This is a genomic window from Saliniramus fredricksonii (assembly GCF_900094735.1).
In the GTDB taxonomy this organism is placed as follows: Bacteria; Pseudomonadota; Alphaproteobacteria; order Rhizobiales; family Beijerinckiaceae; genus Saliniramus; species Saliniramus fredricksonii.
Genome location: NZ_FMBM01000002.1, coordinates 94,495 through 112,558 on the forward strand (window position 1 = coordinate 94,495; position 18,064 = coordinate 112,558).

The window sequence follows — 18,064 nt, forward strand, 5'->3', positions numbered from 1 at the left end:
AGGGAGTTACGGGCGTACGCTTCATGAAAGCGCGCCTTACATCCGATAATCCGGGAATACGACCATGAAATTCACCCTGTCCTGGCTGAAGGATCATCTCGAGACGCAGGCGACGCTAAGCGAGATCGTGGCTGCGCTCGATGCCATCGGGCTCGAGGTCGAGGGCGTCACCGACAAGGCGCAGGAACTCGCCGCCTATCGCATCGCCTCCGTGATCGAGGCCACGCAGCATCCCGATGCGGATCGGTTGCGCGTGTGCAAGGTTGATGCCGGCGAAGGCGATCCGATCCAGGTGGTCTGCGGCGCGCCGAATGCGCGCACGGGCATGAAGAGCGTGTTCGCGCCGCCCGGCACCTACATTCCCGGCAAGAACCTGACGCTCGGCGTCGGCGTGATCCGGGGCGTCGAGAGCGCCGGCATGCTCTGCTCGGAGGCCGAGCTCGAACTCTCCGAGGATCATGACGGTATCATCGATCTGCCGGAAGACGCCCCCGTGGGCGCGCTCTACGCCACCTATGCGAAGCTCGACGATCCGGTGATCGAGATCAGCCTGACGCCGAACCGCCCCGATTGCACGGCGATCCGGGGCATTGCCCGCGATCTCGCGGCGGCGGGGCTGGGCACCCTGCGCCAGGAGCAGGCCACCGCGCCGGCCAGCGAGGGCGAGAGCCCGATCGGCGTGCGGCTTGATCTGCCCGGTGAGGCGCATCTGTGCCCGGCTTTCGCCCTGCGTCTGGTGCGCGGCGTGAAGAACGGCCCGAGTCCGGACTGGATGCAGCGCCGCCTGCGCGCCATCGGGCTGCGCCCGATCAATGCGCTTGTCGATATCACGAATTACGTCACCCATGATCGCGGGCGTCCGCTGCACGTCTTCGATGCGGCGAAGGTGAAGGGCGCGCTCGTGGTGCGCAAGGCGCGCGACGGCGAGGAGCTGCTCGCGCTCGACGGCAAGACCTATACGCTCGATTCCACCATGGTGGTGATCGCCGACGAGAACGGCCCGGAATCGCTCGCCGGTATCATGGGTGGCGAGCATTCGGGCTGCGACGAGAATACCACGGATGTGCTGATCGAATCGGCCCTGTGGGATCCGCTCAACGTCGCCCAGACCGGGCGCAAGCTCGGCATCATCACCGATGCGCGCTACCGTTTCGAGCGCGGCGTCGATCCCAATTACACCCTGCCGGGCCTCGATCTCGCAGCGCAGCTGGTACTGGATCTGTGCGGTGGCAGCGTTTCGAAGACGCATCTCGCCGGTACGATCCCCGATCCCAGCCGCATCATCAGCTTTCCCTTCGCGGAAACGAAGCGTCTCTCCGGCCTTGATCTGCCGAGGGCGGAGGCACATGCGATCCTCGAACAGCTCGGCTTCCATATTTCCGGCACGGGCGAGGAGGTGAAGGTGCTGCCGCCCTCCTGGCGTCCGGATGTCGAGGGCAAGGCCGATCTCGTCGAGGAGATCGTGCGCATTGCCGGGCTCGACCGCATCGAAGCGGTGCCGCTCGGGCGGATCGAGGCGAGCGTGGTCAAGCCGCTGCTGACGCTGCTGCAAAAGCGCACCAGCCAGGCGCGCAGGGCGCTCGCCACCCGGGGGCTGTCGGAGGCGGTGACCTGGTCCTTCATTTCCCGTGAGGACGCGATCGCCTTCGGCGGCGGGCATGACCTGCTCGCGCTGGCCAATCCGATTGCCGCGGAACTCTCCGACATGCGCCCGAGCCTGTTGCCGGGGCTCCTGCGCGCCGCTCAGCGCAATGCCGATCGCGGTTTCGGCGACGTCGCGCTGTTCGAAGTCGGCCAATGTTTCGAGGATGACACGCCGGAAGGCCAGAAGATGCGCGCCGCCGGCATTCGCCGTGGCACGGCGCGACCGCAAGGTGCCGGCCGGCATTGGGATGGGGGCACACGCAATGTCGATGTCTTCGATGCCAAGGCGGATGCGCTGTCGCTGCTCGCCACTCTCGGCGTCGCGGTCGAGAAGTTGCAGATCGTGCCGGGCGGTCCCGATTATCTGCATCCGGGGCGCTCAGGGCGCATGCAGTTCGGGCCGAAGAACGTGATCGGCCATTTCGGCGAATTGCACCCCGCCACGCTCAAGGCGCTCGACGTGAAGGGCCCGCTCGTCGCCTTCGAGATTACCCTCGACGCCATCCCCGCGCCGAAGGCGAAGCCGACCCGGGCGCGCGCGAAGCTCGAACTCTCCGAGCTTCAGCCGTTGACCCGCGATTTCGCCTTCGTGGTCGATCGTGACATCGCTGCCGCCGATATCCTGCGCGCGGCGCAGGGCGCACAGCGCGATCTCGTCACCGGGGTCGAGGTATTCGACGTCTATGAGGGCGAGCATGTCGGCGAGGGTCGCAAATCGGTGGCGATCGCGGTGACGCTGCAGCCGGCGCAAAAGACGCTGACCGATCCCGAGATCGAGGCGGTGTCGCAAAAGATCGTCGCGGAAGTCGCCCGCAAGACCGGCGGCACGCTGCGCGGTTGAGGGGGGCGGGCGGCGTCGTCGAAAAAGCCTGCGCGCGGGCGAAAATCCGCGCGCAATCGCGATTGACAGACGCTGCGCACGCGCTTATCACCGCCACACCAACCGGCGGTGAAAACCGCGCTGGTCAGGGGCTGTAGCTCAGTTGGGAGAGCGCTGCAATCGCACTGCAGAGGTCAGGGGTTCAAATCCCCTCAGCTCCACCATTTCCAAAAACCTCGCCAAATGCTTGCATGCCGGAACTCCGACGGTGTTTCGGGCGCTGTGCCCCGGGCGGGTCCGGTTTAGCCCGTGAAATGTCTCCGGGACCCGGCGCCTTTCGTCGGGTTCCGGGCTGCGCTCATTCGCCCAGGGCCTGCACGAGTTGTGTGGCGAAGCGTGAGGTCGCCACGGGCAGGACGCGCCCCTTCATCTGGCCGAGCAGCAGCAACCCGGGCGGGACGTCGCGGGCTGTGATGGGACGCACCGTCAGCCCGGAAGCGCCGCCGGGCCGCAATCCGATCGGGATCTGGAAGCCCACAACGCCCTCGTGCAGCACGTAGTGGCGGATCAGTTCGAAGGATTCGGTCTCGACGACAGGCTCGACCTGCCGGCTGCCGCGCCGGGCCGCCATGTCGAGCAGATAGCGCACGCCATAGCCCGCTGCCGGGGCGATATGCGGATGATCGAGGCAGTCGCGCAGGCGGAGCTCGTCTTGGCCGGCAAGCGGGTGATCAGGCGCAAGCACCGCGCAGACGGGCTGCGGAATCTGATGGAGGACCTCGAAATCCACCATCAGCTGCGGCTCGAAAACCAGAGCCAGATCGCTGCGCATGGCGGCCAGCTCCTCCTCGGCGCGGGCCCTGTCGCGCACCTTCACCGCAAAGGTCACGCCGGGATGCTCGCGGCGGTAACGGGCGATCTGTTCGGGCATGAAATACGGCAGCAGGGCCTGGCTGCAGGCGATCGTGACATGGCCGCGCCGCACGCCCTTGAGATCGGCGACCTGGCTCTGCACCCGGGCCATGTCCGAGCGCTGGGCGCGATAATGCTGCAAGACGAGTTCGCCAGCAGAGTTGAGGCGCACGCCGCGTGCGAGACGCTCGAAAATCCTTGCACCGAATTCGTCCTCGAACCGCGCGATCCGCCGGTTGAGGGCCGAGGCCGTCAGGCCGGCATCCTCCGCCGCCTTGCGGATCGAACCCGCGCGGGCCACCGCCTCGATCAGCCGGAAGGTTTCCATATGCCGCATACACGCCTCCACTGGTGCACTGAATGCACCGATCCGGTGAAATCTTAGCATTTTACGAACCGGGCGCAACGCGGCATGCTCGGTCCATCCTCGGGATCGACCGCGATTCCCCGCCGCTGCTACTGCCCACCCCGTTCCCGGAGTCTGCCATGCCGACACTCGATCGCCGCGCCTTCCTCGCTTCAGCCGCCAGCGCCGGCATCCTGCCCTTCCTGCGCATCCTTCCCGCCGAGGCGCAGGAGCGTGACACGCTCGTCACCGTCTTCGGCCAGACCATCAACAGCCTCGATCTGCACCGCGTCGGCACCAACCGCGCGAGCTACCAGGTCGCGATCAACTGCTATGACCGGCTGGTCGGCTTCGGCGCCAAGCAATTGCCCAGCGGCGAGATGTCCTACGATTACGACACCATCGTGCCGGAACTGGCCGAGAGCTGGACGATCTCCGATGACGGGCTGACCATCACCTTCAAGCTCAAGCCCGACGCCACCTTCTGGGACGGCACGAAGGTCACGGCCGAGGACGTGAAATGGTCCTTCGACCGGGCCGTGCTGGCCGGCGGTTTCCCCTCGACGCAAATGCGTGCGGGCGGGTTCTTCCGGCCCGATCAGTTCGAGGCCGTCGACGAGGAGACCTTCGTGGTCAGGCTCGACTACCCGTCCAAACTGTCGCTGCCCAATCTCGCCGTGCCGGTGCCCTTCATCATCAATTCGAAGGTGGCGAAGGCCAATGCCACCGGGGACGATCCCTGGGCGATGGAATATCTGCACATGAACCCGGCCGGTTCGGGCGCCTACAAGGTGGCGCGCTGGGATCAGGGGCAGCAGCTCGTCTATGAGCGCAACGACGCCTGGGTCGGTGGTGAACTGCCCGCGATCCGCCGGGTCATCGTGCGCGAGGTCCCCTCCGCCGCCACGCGCCGGGCGCTGGTGGAGCGCGGCGACGTGCAGATCTCGATGGACATTCCCGATCGCGACGCGGCGGAACTGGCCGACAGCCTGACCGTGCATTCCACGCCGATCGAGAATTGCATGCACTGCCTGTGCCTGAATTCCAAATTCGCTCCCTTCCAGGACGCGAATGTCCGCAAGGCCGTGGCCTATGCGGTGCCCTATGAGGCGATTTTCGAGAGCGCGGCCTATGGCCGGGGCGCCAGGCTCTGGGGTGGGCCGGAGGAGATCGATGACATCGTCTGGCCGCGCCCCTTCCCCTATGACACGAACCTCGACACGGCGCGTGAATATCTGGCGCAATCGGGCTATCCGGACGGTTTCGAGGTCACGCTCTCGATCAGCCTCGATCTGGTCGACTGGATGGAGCCCACAGCCCTGCTGATCCAGGAGGCGCTCGGGCGGATCGGCATCACGGTCACGGTGGATCGCATTCCCGGAGCCAACTGGCGCACGGTGGCGCTTGTCGACAAATCCCTCGATCTGCATCTGGAGAATTTCGGCGGCTGGCTGAACACGCCCTGCTACTACTTCTTCTGGGCCTATCAGAAGGACCGGCTGTTCAACTCCTCCGCCTACGACAGCGAAGCGGTCCATGAACTGACCGAACGCACCCTGCACATGGCGATGGACGATCCGGAATATGCGCCGCTGATCAAGCAGATGTTTGCGCATGTGATCGAGGATCTGCCGCGCATTCCGCTCTACCAGCCGGCGCTGAACGTCGCCATGAACGGGGCGGGGGGCTACGAATTCTGGTTCCACCGCCAGCTCGACATACGTCCCCTGAATGGCGGGGAAGCCTGAGCCATGGCGGGGCGCAGACATCCGCTTCTCTGGCGCCTGGCTCAGACGATCCCGGTCATCTTCGGGGTCGTCGTGATCAGCTTCATCCTGACGCGGGCGCTGCCAGGTGACCCCGCCGTACAATTCGCGGGGCTCGCCGCCACACCGGAATCGATTGCCCAGGTGCGCGAGGCGCTCGGGCTCGACAAGCCGCTGATCCAGCAATTCCTGATCTATTGCGGGGCGCTGCTCCAGGGCGATCTCGGGCGCTCTGTAGTGACGGGCCAGCCGGTCGTGACCGATCTCGCCATGCGCCTGCCCGCATCGCTCGAACTGACGCTCACCGCGTTGCTTCTGGCGTGTCTCGTGGCGATCCCGCTGGGCCTGCTCGCCGCCGTGCACCAGGGTAGCTGGATCGACCAGCTCTGCCGGGTCGTGGTGACGGCGGGGGTCTCGCTGCCGACCTTCTTCACCGGCATCCTCCTGATCTACGTCTTCTATTACCTGCTCGGCTGGGCGCCCTCGCCGCTGGGTCGGCTCGACTTCATCTATCTCGATCCACCCCGGGTGACGGGTTTCCACCTGATCGATACGCTCATCGACGGCGATACCGAGACCTTCTTCGGGGCCTTGCGCCAGATCGCCCTGCCGGCGGTTACCCTCGCGCTGTTCACCCTCGCCCCGATCGCGCGCATGACCCGTGCCGCGATGCTGGGCGCGCTCTCCTCCGATTACATCCGCACCGCCCGCGCGGCCGGGCTGAGGCCGTCGAAGGTGTTGTTCGGCTATGCCTTCCGCAACGCGCTTTTGCCGGTGGTGACGACGCTGGGCATGGTGTTCTCCTTCGTGCTCGGCGCCAATGTGCTGGTCGAGAAGGTCTTCGCCTGGCCGGGAATCGGCTCCTATGCGGTGGAGGCGCTGGTGCAATCGGATTACGCCGCCGTGCAGGGCTTCGTGCTCGCGATGGCGCTGCTCTTCGTCCTGCTCAATCTCCTGATTGATCTCAGCTACGCGCTGATCGATCCGCGCATCGGATTTTCCGCGAAATGAGCAGCCCCGTCTCATCCGCCGCCGCTTCGGGCCAGATCGCGCATATCGCTTACGTGCTGCGCGAAAACCCGGTCACGGCCCTGTCCTTCGCGCTCTTCGGCTTCATCGTGCTGTCGGCGCTGATCGGCCCGTATCTGGTGCCCTATGATCCGCTGGCGACGAATGCCGCGCGCGCGCTCGAGGCGCCCTCTGCGGCGCACTGGTTCGGCACCGACCAGCTCGGGCGTGACGTGTTCTCACGGGTGATCGTGGCAACGCGCCTCGATCTGACGATTTCGGTGGCCGCCGTGGCGATCTCCTTCGTGATCGGCGCCTTTCTCGGGGCCGTCGCCGGCTATTGGGGCGGCTGGATCGATGCTGTGCTCAACCGCATACTCGATACGATCATGGCCTTCCCGCTCTTCATTCTGGCGATGGGGATCGTCGCGGCCCTGGGCAATTCGGTGGAAAACATCATCTACGCCACCGCGATCATCAATATCCCCTTCTATGCCCGGGTGGTGCGTGCCGAGGTGAATATCCGCCGCGAGGCGGGCTTCGCCCTGGCCGCACGACTGGCCGGCAATTCCCATGCGCGCGTGCTTGCCTTCCACATCTTCCCCAACGCCCTGCCGCCGATGATGGTGCAGGTCTCGCTGAATATGGGCTGGGCCATCCTCAACGCCGCCGGGCTTTCCTTCATCGGGCTGGGCGTGCGCCCGCCGACACCCGAATGGGGGATCATGGTGGCGGAAGGGGCGAATTTCATCGTCTCGGGACATTGGTGGATCGCCCTGTTTCCGGGTCTCTGGCTGATGCTCGCGGTCTTCACCTTCAACCTGATGGGTGACGGTCTGCGCGACATCGTCGATCCCAGACGCCGCACCTGAGGAGACCGCCATGCTTTCGGTCAAGGATCTGATCGTCGGTTTCCGCACCCGTCGCGGCGCGGTCGAGGCGGTGCGCGGCATCTCCTTCGATCTCGGCCCCGGCGAGACGCTTGGCATCGTCGGCGAATCGGGATCGGGCAAATCCGTCACCTCCTACGCCCTGATGCGCATCCTCGATGCCGGTGGCAGCATCAATGCGGGCGAGATCAGCTGGAACGGGCAGGATCTGCGCCGGGCGCGCGAGGGGGCGATGCGGGCGATCCGGGGGCGCGAGATCTCGATGATCTTCCAGAACCCGCGCGCGGCGCTCAACCCGATCCGCAAGATCGGCAAGCAGGTCGAGGACGTTTTGCTGCAGCATGGCCGGGCGGAGCGTCGTGACGCGAAGGCAAAAGCCATTGCCGCCCTCGAAGCCGTGAAGATTCGCGATGCGGCTGCGCGCTACCACGCCTATCCGTTCGAACTCTCCGGCGGCATGTGCCAGCGCGTGGTCATCGCCATCGCGCTCGCCTGCAATCCGAAACTCCTGATCGCCGACGAACCCACGACCGGGCTCGACATCACCACCCAGAAGGCGGTGATGGACCTGGTGCGCGAGCTGATCCGCGAACGCGGCATGTCAGCGATCATCATTACCCATGATCTGGGCCTCGCGTCCCAATACAGCGATCGCCTCGCAGTGATGAAGGATGGCGAGATCGTCGAGAGCGGGGCCTCCGCGACGCTGTTTGCGGCAGCCCGACACCCCTATACCCGCAAGCTGATCGACGCGACCCCACGCCCGGGTGTCGCAATCCGCGAGCTCCTGCCCGCGGAGGCGCGCGGGCCCGAGCCGCAGCACAGTCCCGGTCGCCGCAAGCTTGTCGAAGTGGTCGGCCTCGAAAAGACCTTCGCGGGCAAGTCCGGTCCGGTCCAGGCCGTGAAGGGGATCTCCTTCGATATCCGCGAAGGACAATCGGTGGGGCTCGTGGGCGAATCGGGCTGCGGCAAGTCGACCACATCCGCCATGCTGGTCCGGCTGCTCGATCCGAGCGCCGGCGCCATCGTCTTCGACGGCAGCGACATTGCCGGCATTCCCGCCGATCGCTTCGCCCGCGATTCGCGCCGGGGGCGGATCCAGATGGTCTTCCAGGATGCCACCGACAGCCTCAACCCGCGCCACAATGCCTTCGATGCGATCGCCGAACCGTTACGGCGACTCGGCGGCATGTCCGGCAAGCGGCTCGGGGTGCGGGTGGACGAGCTTGCCCATCTCACCGGTCTGCCGGGACAGCTGCTCACGCGCTACCCGCACCAGCTCTCGGGCGGCCAGAAGGCGCGGGTGGGGATCGCGCGCGCCATCGCCCTCGATCCCGATTTCCTGATCCTGGACGAGCCCACCGCCGCCCTCGATGTCTCGATCCAGGCGGTGGTGCTCAACCTGCTGGCCGATCTGCGGGCGCGGCTGAACATGACCTATCTCTTCGTCAGCCACGATCTGAACGTGGTGCGCCTGCTCTGCGACCACGTCCTTGTCATGCGCGACGGGCTCATCGTCGAGGCCGGGCCGTCGGCAAGGGTGATGCAGGATCCAGAGCATCCCTATACCCGCGAACTCCTCGCCGCTGCGCCGAAACCGCCCATGCTCGACCGGTCCACCGGCGAAACCGTCAGAGCCGCAGAGTAAAGGAGCGCCTCATGTCCCTCGATCCTGCCCTGGCTGCGGATCATGCCGCCGGCCTCGAAGACCTGCCCTGCACCCTGGCAGATCTGCGCGCGGCCTATGCAGACGGCATCACGCCGCGCGCCGTGATGACCGCATTGCTGGCGCGGCTGGCGGATATCGATGATCCGGGAATCTTCATCCATCTCGAAGTGGCGCAAACCCTTCTGGCGCAAGCCGATGCGCTCGGCGCCTTCGATCCCGCCCGTCCGCTCTGGGGCGTGCCCTTCGCCGTGAAGGACAATATCGACGTGGCCGGCATGCCGACCAGTGCCGGCTGCGAGGCCTTTACCCGTTATCCGCAAACCGATGCCTTCGCCGTGGCGCGGCTGCGTGAAGCCGGGGCGATCCCCATCGGAAAGACCAATCTCGACCAGTTCGCCACCGGTCTCGTCGGCACCCGCACCCCGCACCCCGTGCCGCGCAACGCCCTCGATCCGGCGATCGTCCCCGGCGGCTCCTCCTCCGGCTCCGCCGTGGTGGTGGCCCATGGGGTGGTGCCCTTCGCGCTTGGAACCGATACGGCGGGATCGGGCCGGGTGCCGGCGGCGCTTAACGGGATTGTCGGCCTCAAACCGACGCTGGGCGCGGTCTCCGCCGGCGGTGTCGTTCCCGCCTGCCGCACCCTCGACACGATCTCGGTCTTCGCCCGCAACGTCGAGGACGCCCATGCCGTCTGTGCCGTGATGGCGGGTTACGACGCGGCGGATGCCTATGCGCGGCCCCTGCGCATGGCGCCCCCGCCGGCGCCGCTTCCCGCACCGCGCATCGCGGTTCCCGATCACGCGAGCCTGCGCTTCTTCGGTGACAGCCTGCAGGCGGAGAGTTTCTCGGCGACGCTCGAGACCCTGCGTCGGCGCGGGGCCGAGATCACCCCCATCGATTTCGGGCCGTTCCACGATGTCGCACAGATGCTCTATGACGGCGCCTGGGTGGCCGAGCGCTACAGCGTGATCGCGGAACTTATGGAGAGCGAGCCCGAGGCGATCCATCCGGTCACCCGGGAGGTGATCGGCAAGGCGCGGGGGATGAGCGCTCTGGATGCCTTTCGCGGGATCTATCGCCTCGCGGAGCTGCGGCGGCACTGCGTGCAGCTGATGGCGGATTTCGATTATCTCGTCGTGCCGAGCATCCCGCGTTTCTACAGCTGCGCCGATCTCGCCGCCGATCCGATCACGCCCAACAGCAATCTCGGGACCTATACCAATTTCGTCAATCTGCTCGATCTCTGCGCGCTCACCGTCCCCGTCGCGCCGCGCGAGGACGGGCGTCCGGGCAGCGTGACGCTGATCGGCCGGGCGGGAGCCGACGGGCGGCTCGCGACGGAGGCGTCACGGCTCACGCGGGCGGTGGCGGGGATCGCCGCCCCCGCGATGCCGGCGGAACCGGCCGATGACGAGATGGCGATCGCGGTCTGCGGCGCGCATATGGCCGGGCTTCCCCTGAACGGCCAGCTTCTGGAACTGGGCGGGCGCTTCCTGCACGAAGCCCGCACGGCTCCATGTTACGGCTTCCACGCCCTCGCCGGCGGCCCGCCGGCGCGTCCCGGCCTGGTGCGCCGGGAAAGCGGCGGCCACGCTATTGCTTTGGAAATCTGGGCCCTGCCGCAAACCGCGATCGGTGCGCTGCTTGCGCAGATCCCCGCCCCGCTCGGGCTGGGCCGGATCGCACTGGAAGATGGCAGTTTTGTCACCGGTTTCCTGTGTGAGAGCGCCGGCCTTGCCGGCGCGCAGGATATCAGCGGCTTCGGCGGCTGGCGCGGTTACCTTGCGTCGCGCCAGGCCGGCGACGCTGCGCGGGCCTGAACAGAACGCGGTGGCGAATTTCCGCTTCGGTTTCCCCCCGGAATCAGGCTAGAAGCGCCCATGCGGACAGGCCTGCGCCGTCCGTTTCCGACAGCGCGATCATCGAGGCATGCATGGCTTACTGGCTGTTCAAATCCGAACCGGATGTCTGGTCCTTCGAGATGCAGATGGAGCGTGGCGACAGGGGCGAGCATTGGGACGGGGTGCGTAATCATCTGGCCAAGAAGCAGATGATGGCCATGAAGACCGGCGATCGCGGTTTCTTCTACCATTCCAATATCGGCAAGGAGATCGTCGGTATCGTCGAGGTGATCCGCGAATTCTATCCCGACCACACCGATCCGAGCGGGCGCTTCGGCATGGTCGATATCAAGGCTATCGAGCCGTTGAAGAATCCGGTCTCGCTGGCTGCGATCAAGGAAGAGCCGCGTCTGGCCGAGATGGCGCTGGTCAAGCAGTCGCGTCTTTCCGTGCAACCGGTAACGGAAGAAGAATGGGCCATCGTTCTGGAAATGGCCGGGATGCGCTGACGGCGCCTTACCCTGCCGCCTGCTTCTTCAACTCCGCTCGCGTCTTGGGCTTTCCACGAATGCGCAGATCCTCGAGGTCGGTACGCTCGCGCACGGCGTTGCGCATGAGCTGATCCTGGCCGGGCTGATATTGCGGCGGGCAGGGCATGTTCTCGGCCTGATACCAGGCCGCCGCCTGCATCGTGAAGAACGGGTTGGTGAGATACGGGCGCCCCAGCGCCACCAGATCGGCGCGCCCTGCCGCGAGGATGGTGTTGACCTGATCGGCATCGGTGATGTTGCCCACGCACATCGTCGCCACATGCGCCTCGTTGCGGATCTGGTCCGAGAACGGCGTCTGGAACATGCGCCCGAAGATCGGGCGTGCCTCGCGCACGGTCTGGCCGGTGGAGACATCGACGAGATCGACCCCGGCCTGCGCGAAGGCCTCCGCGATCGCCACCGCATCCTCGCCGGTGATCCCGCCCTCGACCCAGTCGGTGGCGGAAATGCGCACCGACATCGGCTTGTGCGCCGGCCAGGCCTCGCGCATGGCGGTGAAGACCTCCAGCGGAAAGCGCAGGCGGTTTTCGAGGCTGCCGCCATAGGCGTCCTTGCGGGTATTGGTGAGCGGTGAGAGAAAGCTCGCCAGCAGATAACCATGGGCGCAATGCAGTTCGAGCATGTCGAAGCCACAGGCCTCCCCGCGCCGCGTCGCCGCGACGAATTGCGCCGTCACTGCATCCATCTCCTCGCGGCTGATCTCGCGCGGCACCTGGCTGTCGGGGAAATAGGGGATGGGGGAGGCGGAGGTGATGTCCCAGGCGCCCTCTTCGAGGGGCCGGTCCATGCCCTCCCACATCAGCTTGCTCGCACCTTTTCGCCCGGCATGGCCGAGTTGCAGGCAGATCTTCGTCTGTGAATTGGCATGGACAAAATCGACGATGCGCGTCCAGGCCTCCTGCTGCGCGTCGTTCCACAGCCCGGTACAGCCCGGCGTGATCCGCGCCTGCGGCGAGATGCAGGTCATCTCGGTGAACATCAGCCCCGGCCCGCCGATGGCGCGCGAACCGTAATGCACCATGTGCCAGTCGCCGGGCAGGCCGTCCCTGGCGGAATACATGCACATCGGGCTCATCACCGCGCGGTTTTGCACCACCATCTCGCGCAGGCGAAACGGCTGGAACATCGGCACTTGCGGGTTGTCCGTATCGACGTCAAAGCCGGCTTCGCGCACCTGCTGCGCAAAATGCCGGTCGATCGCCGCGACGAATTCCGGCGCGCGCAGGCGCAGATTGTCATAGGTAATCGCCTTGGCGCGGGTCATCACGCCGAAGGCGAATTGCACGGGATGGAAATTCCAGAACCGGGCCACATGCTCGAACCAGACCAGCGACACGTCCGCCGCGTGCTGCGTCTTCTCGGTTTCCTCGCGGCGCGTCGATTCGAAGCGATCGAGCGCGCCGGCCACGCTGCCATCCTTGCGGAAACACTCGTAGAGATGGATCGCATCCTCCATGGCGAGCTTGGTGCCCGAGCCGATGGAGAAATGCGCGCTCGCCTTGGCATCGCCGAGCAGGACCATGTTGTCCTTGACCCAGCGCGCATTGCGGATCATCGGGAAATTGCGCCAGATCGAGCGGTTGGTGATGACGGGGTGGCCGTCGAGCGCATCGGCGAAGATTTCCTGCATCAGCGCCGCCGATTGCGCCTCGTCCATCCGGTCGAGGCCGGCGCGTTCGAAGGTCTGCGCATCGGTCTCGAACACCCAGGTCGAGCGTCCCGTCTCGTATTGATAGGCATGGGCGATGAAGGGGCCCGATTGCGTCTCGCGGAAGATGAAGGTGAAGGCGTCGAGCGGCTTCGTCGAGCCCATCCAGGTGAACTTGTTGGGCCGCAGATCGACCTGCGTGCCGAAATGATCCTCGTGCCTTGCACGAAACCGGCTGTTGATCCCGTCGGCGATCACGACGAGATCGGCATCGAGCGCGCGCTCATCGTCGATCTCGCTCTCGAAGACGAGTGCGATGCCCAGTTCCCGGGCACGCTCCTGCAGGATCAGAAGCAGCGTGCGCCGCGAGCAGCCGCAGAAGCCGTTGCCGCCGATGCGGAAGCTCTCCCCCTTGAAATGGATGTCGATATCATCCCAATAGGCGAATTCCCGGGTGATCCGGTCGTAGCTCGGCTTGTCGTAGGCCTCGAAATTGTCGAGCGTGGCATCGGAGAAGACCACCCCGAAGCCGAATGTGTCGTCCGGGCGGTTGCGCTCATAGACGGTGATCGCGTGGCCGGGATCCTGCTTCTTCATCAGGATCGCGAAATACAGGCCCGCCGGCCCGCCTCCGATGACGGCGATCTTCATGATGCTGTCCCCTTGTCGCACGCGGTTCCCGCGCGTCATTCCACGTCCCGATGACGTCATGGAAATAATTTAAGCTTAAAATAATTTTACGCGCAAGCAGCGGGCAGGAAGGGCCAGCCGGGACATCTCGCCGCTGCCCTTGGGGAACCGCTCAACACGCCTGGCGTTGCCCTCGCTCGACAGCTCAAGGGAGACCCGGCTATGTTGCGTGGTGGACTGTTATGGTTTCTCGGCATTCCCTTGCCGATCGTGATCCTGCTGCTGCTTTTCGGGATCATCTGAGGCGCCAGCACAGGGGCGCGCGGGCGGGCGACAGGTGACGTCCGCACCGCTGATCAGGTGCCGCAGAAGGTCAGCGTCACACGTTCATGTGCTTGCGGCGGTGCCAGGAAGGCCGCATGTTGCGGCTTGTCGGCGAAGGGCTCGGCCAGAACCTGCATCAACTCGTCGAACGGCCCGAAATCATCGCGCATGACGGCGGCGTCGATCATGGCCTCGACACGGTGATTGCGCGGGATGATGGCCGGATTGACCGCACGCATGGCTTTCGCGGTCTCGCGCGGCGCAGTCGCTTCCATCGCGATTCGCGCGCGCCAGCGCGGTAGCCAGGCGTGGATCGCGTCGCCCTGCGCGAACAGATCGCGGATCGTCTCATCGGCCCCGTCATCAAAGACGGCGTCAGTGAGGCCCCGGAAAGTCAGGGTGAAATCGGCGCCGCCCTGATGCATCGCTTCGAGCAGATCCTCGATCAGCGCGTCATCGCCTTCCGCTTCCCGTTCGAGACCGATCTTCGCCCGCATGTGGGCGCGCCAATGTGCCCGGTAGCGTTCGGGGAAGGTGGCGAGGATTTCGCCGAGCCGGGCAATGCCGCGCTCGGTATCCTCATCCACATGCGGCAGCAGCGCTTCGGCGAGGCGCGCCAGATTCCACGGCGCGATCCGCGGCTGGTTGACATAGGCATAGCGCCCGTATTCATCGACAAAGCTGAATTTTGTTGCCGGGTCATAGGCATCCATGAAGGCGCAGGGGCCGTAATCGATGGTCTCGCCCGAGATCGCCATGTTGTCCGTATTCATCACGCCATGAATGAAACCGAGGCTCATCCAGTGGGCGACGAGCGCCGCCTGGCGCTCCAGCACCTCCTGATAGAAGCCGATATGTCGATCCGGCTGGCCGGCGAGCTGCGGGCAATGGCGGGCGATGGCGTGATCGGCGAGGGTCGCCACGGCCTCGTGGTCGCCCTGCGCGGCGAAATACTGGAACGTCCCCACCCGGATATGGCTCGCGGCCACGCGGGTGACGATGCCGCCGGGCAGAAACGCGTCACGCACCACCTGCTCGCCGGTGGTGACGGCGGCGAGCGCCCGTGTCGTCGGGACACCGAGCGCATGCATCGCCTCGCTGACGACATATTCGCGCAGGACCGGCCCGAGCGCCGCGCGCCCGTCACCGCGCCGGGAAAAGGGCGTGCGGCCCGAACCCTTCAGCTGGATGTCGCGGCGTTGCCCGTCACGATCGATCACTTCGCCGAGCAGAATGGCGCGGCCATCGCCCAGCTGCGGCGTATAATGGCCGAATTGATGGCCGGCATAGGCCATTGCCAGCGGTTCCGCGCCTTTTGGCAGGATGTTGCCGGCGAAGATCTGCGCGCCTTGCGGCGAATCGAGCGCCTGCGCATCGAGGCCGAGCTCCTCGGCTAGGTCGTGATTGAGGCGGATCAGACGGGGCGCTTCGACAGGTGCCGGCGGCAGCTTCGCGTGGAACCGGTCGGGCAGGCGGGCATAGCTGTTGTCGAAGACGAAACCGCCGATCGCGGTATCGTCTGCGAGAGGCCCGGTATCCCGCGTCGGGAATTCAGGTGAGGTCGAGGGCATGCGCCTTCAGCTCCTGCAGATCGATGATGTCGAGGGCGCGCTCATGCGTCGCGGCGAGCGAGACCGGCGGGGCAACGCCGGCTTCCAGCGCCTCGCGCCAGCGAAGGGCGCACAGGCACCAGCGATCCCCCGGTTGCAGCCCCGGAAAACCGAATTCGGGGCGCGGCGTCATCAGGTCGTTGCCGCGGTCACGCGAATATTCGAGGAATTCCCGGGTCACCTGGGCGCAGACCACGTGACGCCCGACATCCTCCGGACCCGTTTCGCAGCAGCCGTCACGGAAAAATCCCGTCATCGGGGAGATCGAGCAGGTCGCGAGCGGTTCGCCGAAGACGTTGCGGCTCTCCGCTGAAGCGGGTGGCCCGTCGGTCGATGGGGCATCTTCGCCCTGTTGGCGCTTCATGATGAACCTGTCGGGTTGTCAGCGTTGATCTACGGCGCATTCGCCGGAATGATGCTCTTGAGGGACGCCACACACTCACCTCCGGATCGCACCGCGCGAATCCCGTGGCCAGCGAGGCCGATGCTTATGAAAGATTGGGGCGTTGCAGGCGCTTGTCAATATGATAGCGAAACGATACATTGACGTCATGAAACGCAATCCTCCAGCGACGCGCGCGTCCGATGCGCCGGAATCCGCATCGGCGGCCAGCGGGCCCGATGCCGAGCTGGCAGCGGATCTGATCGTGCATCTGGCGCGGATTGCCCGGTCCGGAGAGGATCCGGGGGAGACGAAGAGCCGCAATTCCGTGCAGCGCCTGAGCGCGGCGCAATGGGCGGCCTTGCGTTACATGGCGCGCGCCAATCCGTTCTCGCGCACCCCCTCGGCCTTTGCCCGCTATCACGGCACGACACGCGGCACCGCCTCGCAGACGATCAAATCGCTGGTCGCGGCCGGATTGCTGACCCGTGCGCGTGATGATCGCGACCGTCGCAGCGTGCGCTTTGCTCTGACGCCGTCCGGTGAGGCATGTCTGGCCGAGGATGGCGCCTGCGCCCTCGTGCAGGCCGTCGCCGATCTGCCCGCCGACCAGCGCGAGAACCTGATCGTGACCATGCGTCGGCTGGCCGGCGAGATCGCCGTCAGCCATGGCGCGCCGTGTTTCGGCTGCTGCCAGGATTGCCGCCATCTGCGTGAGCGTGATGCCTGCGCTGGTTATTGCGCCCAGGTCGACGCGCCGCTCAGCCTGGATGACATGCATCTGCTCTGCGCTGATTTCGAGGCGGCGGTCGAAAGCGGCTGACGCCCGCCGGCCTCACGGACGCGGCCAGGCCGGATCACGGAATTCCTGCAGTTCGAAGCGATAATTCTCGATCCCCCCGAAGAACGTCGCATAGACGTTGAACTTCTCCGACAGGCGCGGCGGACCGTCGAAAACGACGCCGCGCTCTGAGAGGAAGGCATGGGCCGCATCGACGTCGCGCACCACGAAGGTGCAAGTCACGCCGGGATTCTCCGGCGGCTCGCGATTGGTGCACACGCCGAGAAACGATGTCGGCGAAATGCGGTAGATATGGCAGATGCCGAACTGGTCGAGCACCAGATCAAGCCCCAGCGTCTCTGACAGAAACCGGCTCGCAGCCGGGAGGTCGCGGGTATAGATGAAGGTGACCTGCTGGTCGATCAGGAAATCGGAAAGCGTATCGGGCATCGGACAGGCTCGCCTTCTGCAATGGGCCGGGATCTGCAGCATGCCACGATCATGCCGTGAGGGCGTGCCTCAATTCGCGGCGATGCCGAGCTTCTCCGCGAGATCGTGGAAATCATCCGCGATGATGTCGTAACGCCCGCGCGCCTGCGCATCCTCGTGCTGCGGATCACCGTATTCTTCGGGGCGCAGGACGAAGGCCGTGCGCATGCCCGTCGCGGCGGCGGCCACGAGATCGGAATTGTGGGCGGCGACCATCATGGTCTCGCCGGGAGCGAGGGCGAGTGCTTCGCAACTGCGCAGATAGGCCTCGGGCTGCGGCTTGTAGGCGCGCGCGACTTCCGCGCCGAGGATCGCGTCCCAGGGCAGGTCGCCATGACGGGCCATGTTTACCATCAGCGCGATATTGCCGTTGGAAAGCGTGGCGATGATCGCCCCGCGCTTGAGCCGCGCGAGCCCGGACGGCGCGTCTGGCCAGGGATCGAGCCGATGCCAGGCGCGGTTGAGATGGTCGATCTCGGTCTCGGCGAGTCCGGTCACGCCGAAGGCTTCCAGCGTCTCGACGAGATTTTCCCGATGCAGCACGTCGAGGCGCACGAAGCCGCGCGCGCCGGATCTGATCCGTTCCATGGCGGGCTGGTAGCGCGATCGCCAGTCCCGGGCGAAGGCATCCCAGTCGAGGGCGTGACCTTGCGGCGCGAGCAGCGCCTGCGCTTCGCGCGTGATGGAGCCGCGCCAATCGACCACGGTGCCGAACACGTCGAAGAGCAGGGCCTTGGGCATCTTCTTCATCGT

Annotated in this window: 14 protein-coding genes and 1 tRNA gene; 9 read left to right on the forward strand and 6 right to left on the reverse strand. The window is 65.9% G+C overall.

What is annotated here, in order from left to right; genetic code table 11:
- Window positions 1-64 precede the first annotated feature (64 nt).
- Together pheT and GA0071312_RS07020 are read left to right on the forward strand one after the other, a co-directional pair.
- On the forward strand, window positions 65-2,485 hold the full coding sequence (gene pheT / locus GA0071312_RS07015; RefSeq protein WP_074444370.1) for a phenylalanine--tRNA ligase subunit beta: 2,421 nt from the start codon (window positions 65-67) through the stop codon (window positions 2,483-2,485).
- Between the two features lie 127 nt (window positions 2,486-2,612).
- Window positions 2,613-2,688 (forward strand) — tRNA-Ala (locus GA0071312_RS07020).
- A 134-nt stretch (window positions 2,689-2,822) separates the two neighbouring features.
- Here the strand turns inward: GA0071312_RS07020 and GA0071312_RS07025 are convergent.
- Window positions 2,823-3,713 (reverse strand): LysR family transcriptional regulator, encoded by an 891-nt coding sequence (locus tag GA0071312_RS07025; RefSeq protein ID WP_074444371.1) that lies wholly within the window; start codon window positions 3,711-3,713, stop codon window positions 2,823-2,825.
- 149 nt (window positions 3,714-3,862) lie between these two features.
- Between GA0071312_RS07025 and GA0071312_RS07030 the strand changes: the two genes are divergently transcribed.
- From GA0071312_RS07030 to GA0071312_RS07055, 6 genes are all read left to right on the forward strand, one after another.
- Window positions 3,863-5,470, forward strand: a complete 1,608-nt coding sequence (locus tag GA0071312_RS07030; protein ID WP_074444372.1) for an ABC transporter substrate-binding protein — start codon at window positions 3,863-3,865, stop codon at window positions 5,468-5,470.
- 3 nt (window positions 5,471-5,473) lie between these two features.
- Entirely contained in the window at window positions 5,474-6,499 is a 1,026-nt protein-coding gene (locus GA0071312_RS07035) for an ABC transporter permease (RefSeq protein ID WP_074444373.1), read from the forward strand.
- Window positions 6,496-7,368 carry an ABC transporter permease gene (locus GA0071312_RS07040; RefSeq protein ID WP_074444374.1) on the forward strand — a complete coding sequence of 291 codons (873 nt, stop codon included), beginning with the start codon at window positions 6,496-6,498 and terminating at the stop codon, window positions 7,366-7,368. The genes GA0071312_RS07035 and GA0071312_RS07040 overlap by 4 nt, the downstream gene beginning before the upstream one ends.
- A gap of 10 nt (window positions 7,369-7,378) precedes the next feature.
- On the forward strand, window positions 7,379-9,034 hold the full coding sequence (locus GA0071312_RS07045) for a dipeptide ABC transporter ATP-binding protein (protein ID WP_074444375.1): 1,656 nt from the start codon (window positions 7,379-7,381) through the stop codon (window positions 9,032-9,034).
- Window positions 9,035-9,045: 11 nt separating this feature from the next.
- Window positions 9,046-10,875, forward strand: coding sequence for an allophanate hydrolase (atzF, locus tag GA0071312_RS07050; protein WP_074444376.1), 1,830 nt, complete (start codon window positions 9,046-9,048; stop codon window positions 10,873-10,875).
- A 113-nt stretch (window positions 10,876-10,988) separates the two neighbouring features.
- Window positions 10,989-11,405, forward strand: coding sequence for an EVE domain-containing protein (locus GA0071312_RS07055; RefSeq protein ID WP_074444377.1), 417 nt, complete (start codon window positions 10,989-10,991; stop codon window positions 11,403-11,405).
- Window positions 11,406-11,412: 7 nt separating this feature from the next.
- On the opposite strand, the gene GA0071312_RS07060 is transcribed toward GA0071312_RS07055, so the two are convergent.
- The 3 genes from GA0071312_RS07060 to GA0071312_RS07070 all read right to left on the reverse strand — a co-directional run bounded on the left by GA0071312_RS07060 (window position 11,413) and on the right by GA0071312_RS07070 (window position 16,023).
- Window positions 11,413-13,746: a bifunctional salicylyl-CoA 5-hydroxylase/oxidoreductase gene (locus GA0071312_RS07060; protein ID WP_074445977.1), complete on the reverse strand. Its 2,334-nt coding sequence runs from the start codon at window positions 13,744-13,746 to the stop codon at window positions 11,413-11,415.
- Window positions 13,747-14,081: 335 nt separating this feature from the next.
- Window positions 14,082-15,620 (reverse strand): protein adenylyltransferase SelO, encoded by a 1,539-nt coding sequence (locus GA0071312_RS07065; protein WP_083204407.1) that lies wholly within the window; start codon window positions 15,618-15,620, stop codon window positions 14,082-14,084.
- Window positions 15,601-16,023 (reverse strand): DUF2237 family protein, encoded by a 423-nt coding sequence (locus GA0071312_RS07070; RefSeq protein ID WP_074444378.1) that lies wholly within the window; start codon window positions 16,021-16,023, stop codon window positions 15,601-15,603. The genes GA0071312_RS07065 and GA0071312_RS07070 overlap by 20 nt, the downstream gene beginning before the upstream one ends.
- A 187-nt stretch (window positions 16,024-16,210) precedes the next feature.
- On the opposite strand from GA0071312_RS07070, the gene GA0071312_RS07075 reads away from it, so the two are divergent.
- Complete coding sequence (locus tag GA0071312_RS07075; RefSeq protein WP_083204408.1) at window positions 16,211-16,864, forward strand: MarR family winged helix-turn-helix transcriptional regulator; 654 nt, start codon at window positions 16,211-16,213, stop codon at window positions 16,862-16,864.
- A gap of 12 nt (window positions 16,865-16,876) precedes the next feature.
- Here the strand turns inward: GA0071312_RS07075 and GA0071312_RS07080 are convergent, their stop codons facing one another.
- Window positions 16,877-17,272, reverse strand: coding sequence for a VOC family protein (locus GA0071312_RS07080; RefSeq protein WP_074444379.1), 396 nt, complete (start codon window positions 17,270-17,272; stop codon window positions 16,877-16,879).
- 69 nt (window positions 17,273-17,341) lie between these two features.
- On the reverse strand, window positions 17,342-18,061 hold the full coding sequence (locus GA0071312_RS07085) for a haloacid dehalogenase type II (protein WP_074444380.1): 720 nt from the start codon (window positions 18,059-18,061) through the stop codon (window positions 17,342-17,344).
- Between the last annotated feature and the right edge of the window lie 3 nt (window positions 18,062-18,064).

Coding starts and splice junctions, on each gene's coding strand:
- pheT (WP_074444370.1), top strand. CDS start 65: ATGAAATTCACCCTGTCCTGGCTGAAGGATCATCTCGAGACGCAGGCG.
- GA0071312_RS07025 (WP_074444371.1), bottom strand. CDS start 3,713: ATGCGGCATATGGAAACCTTCCGGCTGATCGAGGCGGTGGCCCGCGCG.
- GA0071312_RS07030 (WP_074444372.1), top strand. CDS start 3,863: ATGCCGACACTCGATCGCCGCGCCTTCCTCGCTTCAGCCGCCAGCGCC.
- GA0071312_RS07035 (WP_074444373.1), top strand. CDS start 5,474: ATGGCGGGGCGCAGACATCCGCTTCTCTGGCGCCTGGCTCAGACGATC.
- GA0071312_RS07040 (WP_074444374.1), top strand. CDS start 6,496: ATGAGCAGCCCCGTCTCATCCGCCGCCGCTTCGGGCCAGATCGCGCAT.
- GA0071312_RS07045 (WP_074444375.1), top strand. CDS start 7,379: ATGCTTTCGGTCAAGGATCTGATCGTCGGTTTCCGCACCCGTCGCGGC.
- atzF (WP_074444376.1), top strand. CDS start 9,046: ATGTCCCTCGATCCTGCCCTGGCTGCGGATCATGCCGCCGGCCTCGAA.
- GA0071312_RS07055 (WP_074444377.1), top strand. CDS start 10,989: ATGGCTTACTGGCTGTTCAAATCCGAACCGGATGTCTGGTCCTTCGAG.
- GA0071312_RS07060 (WP_074445977.1), bottom strand. CDS start 13,746: ATGAAGATCGCCGTCATCGGAGGCGGGCCGGCGGGCCTGTATTTCGCG.
- GA0071312_RS07065 (WP_083204407.1), bottom strand. CDS start 15,620: ATGCCCTCGACCTCACCTGAATTCCCGACGCGGGATACCGGGCCTCTC.
- GA0071312_RS07070 (WP_074444378.1), bottom strand. CDS start 16,023: ATGAAGCGCCAACAGGGCGAAGATGCCCCATCGACCGACGGGCCACCC.
- GA0071312_RS07075 (WP_083204408.1), top strand. CDS start 16,211: ATGAAACGCAATCCTCCAGCGACGCGCGCGTCCGATGCGCCGGAATCC.
- GA0071312_RS07080 (WP_074444379.1), bottom strand. CDS start 17,272: ATGCCCGATACGCTTTCCGATTTCCTGATCGACCAGCAGGTCACCTTC.
- GA0071312_RS07085 (WP_074444380.1), bottom strand. CDS start 18,061: ATGAAGAAGATGCCCAAGGCCCTGCTCTTCGACGTGTTCGGCACCGTG.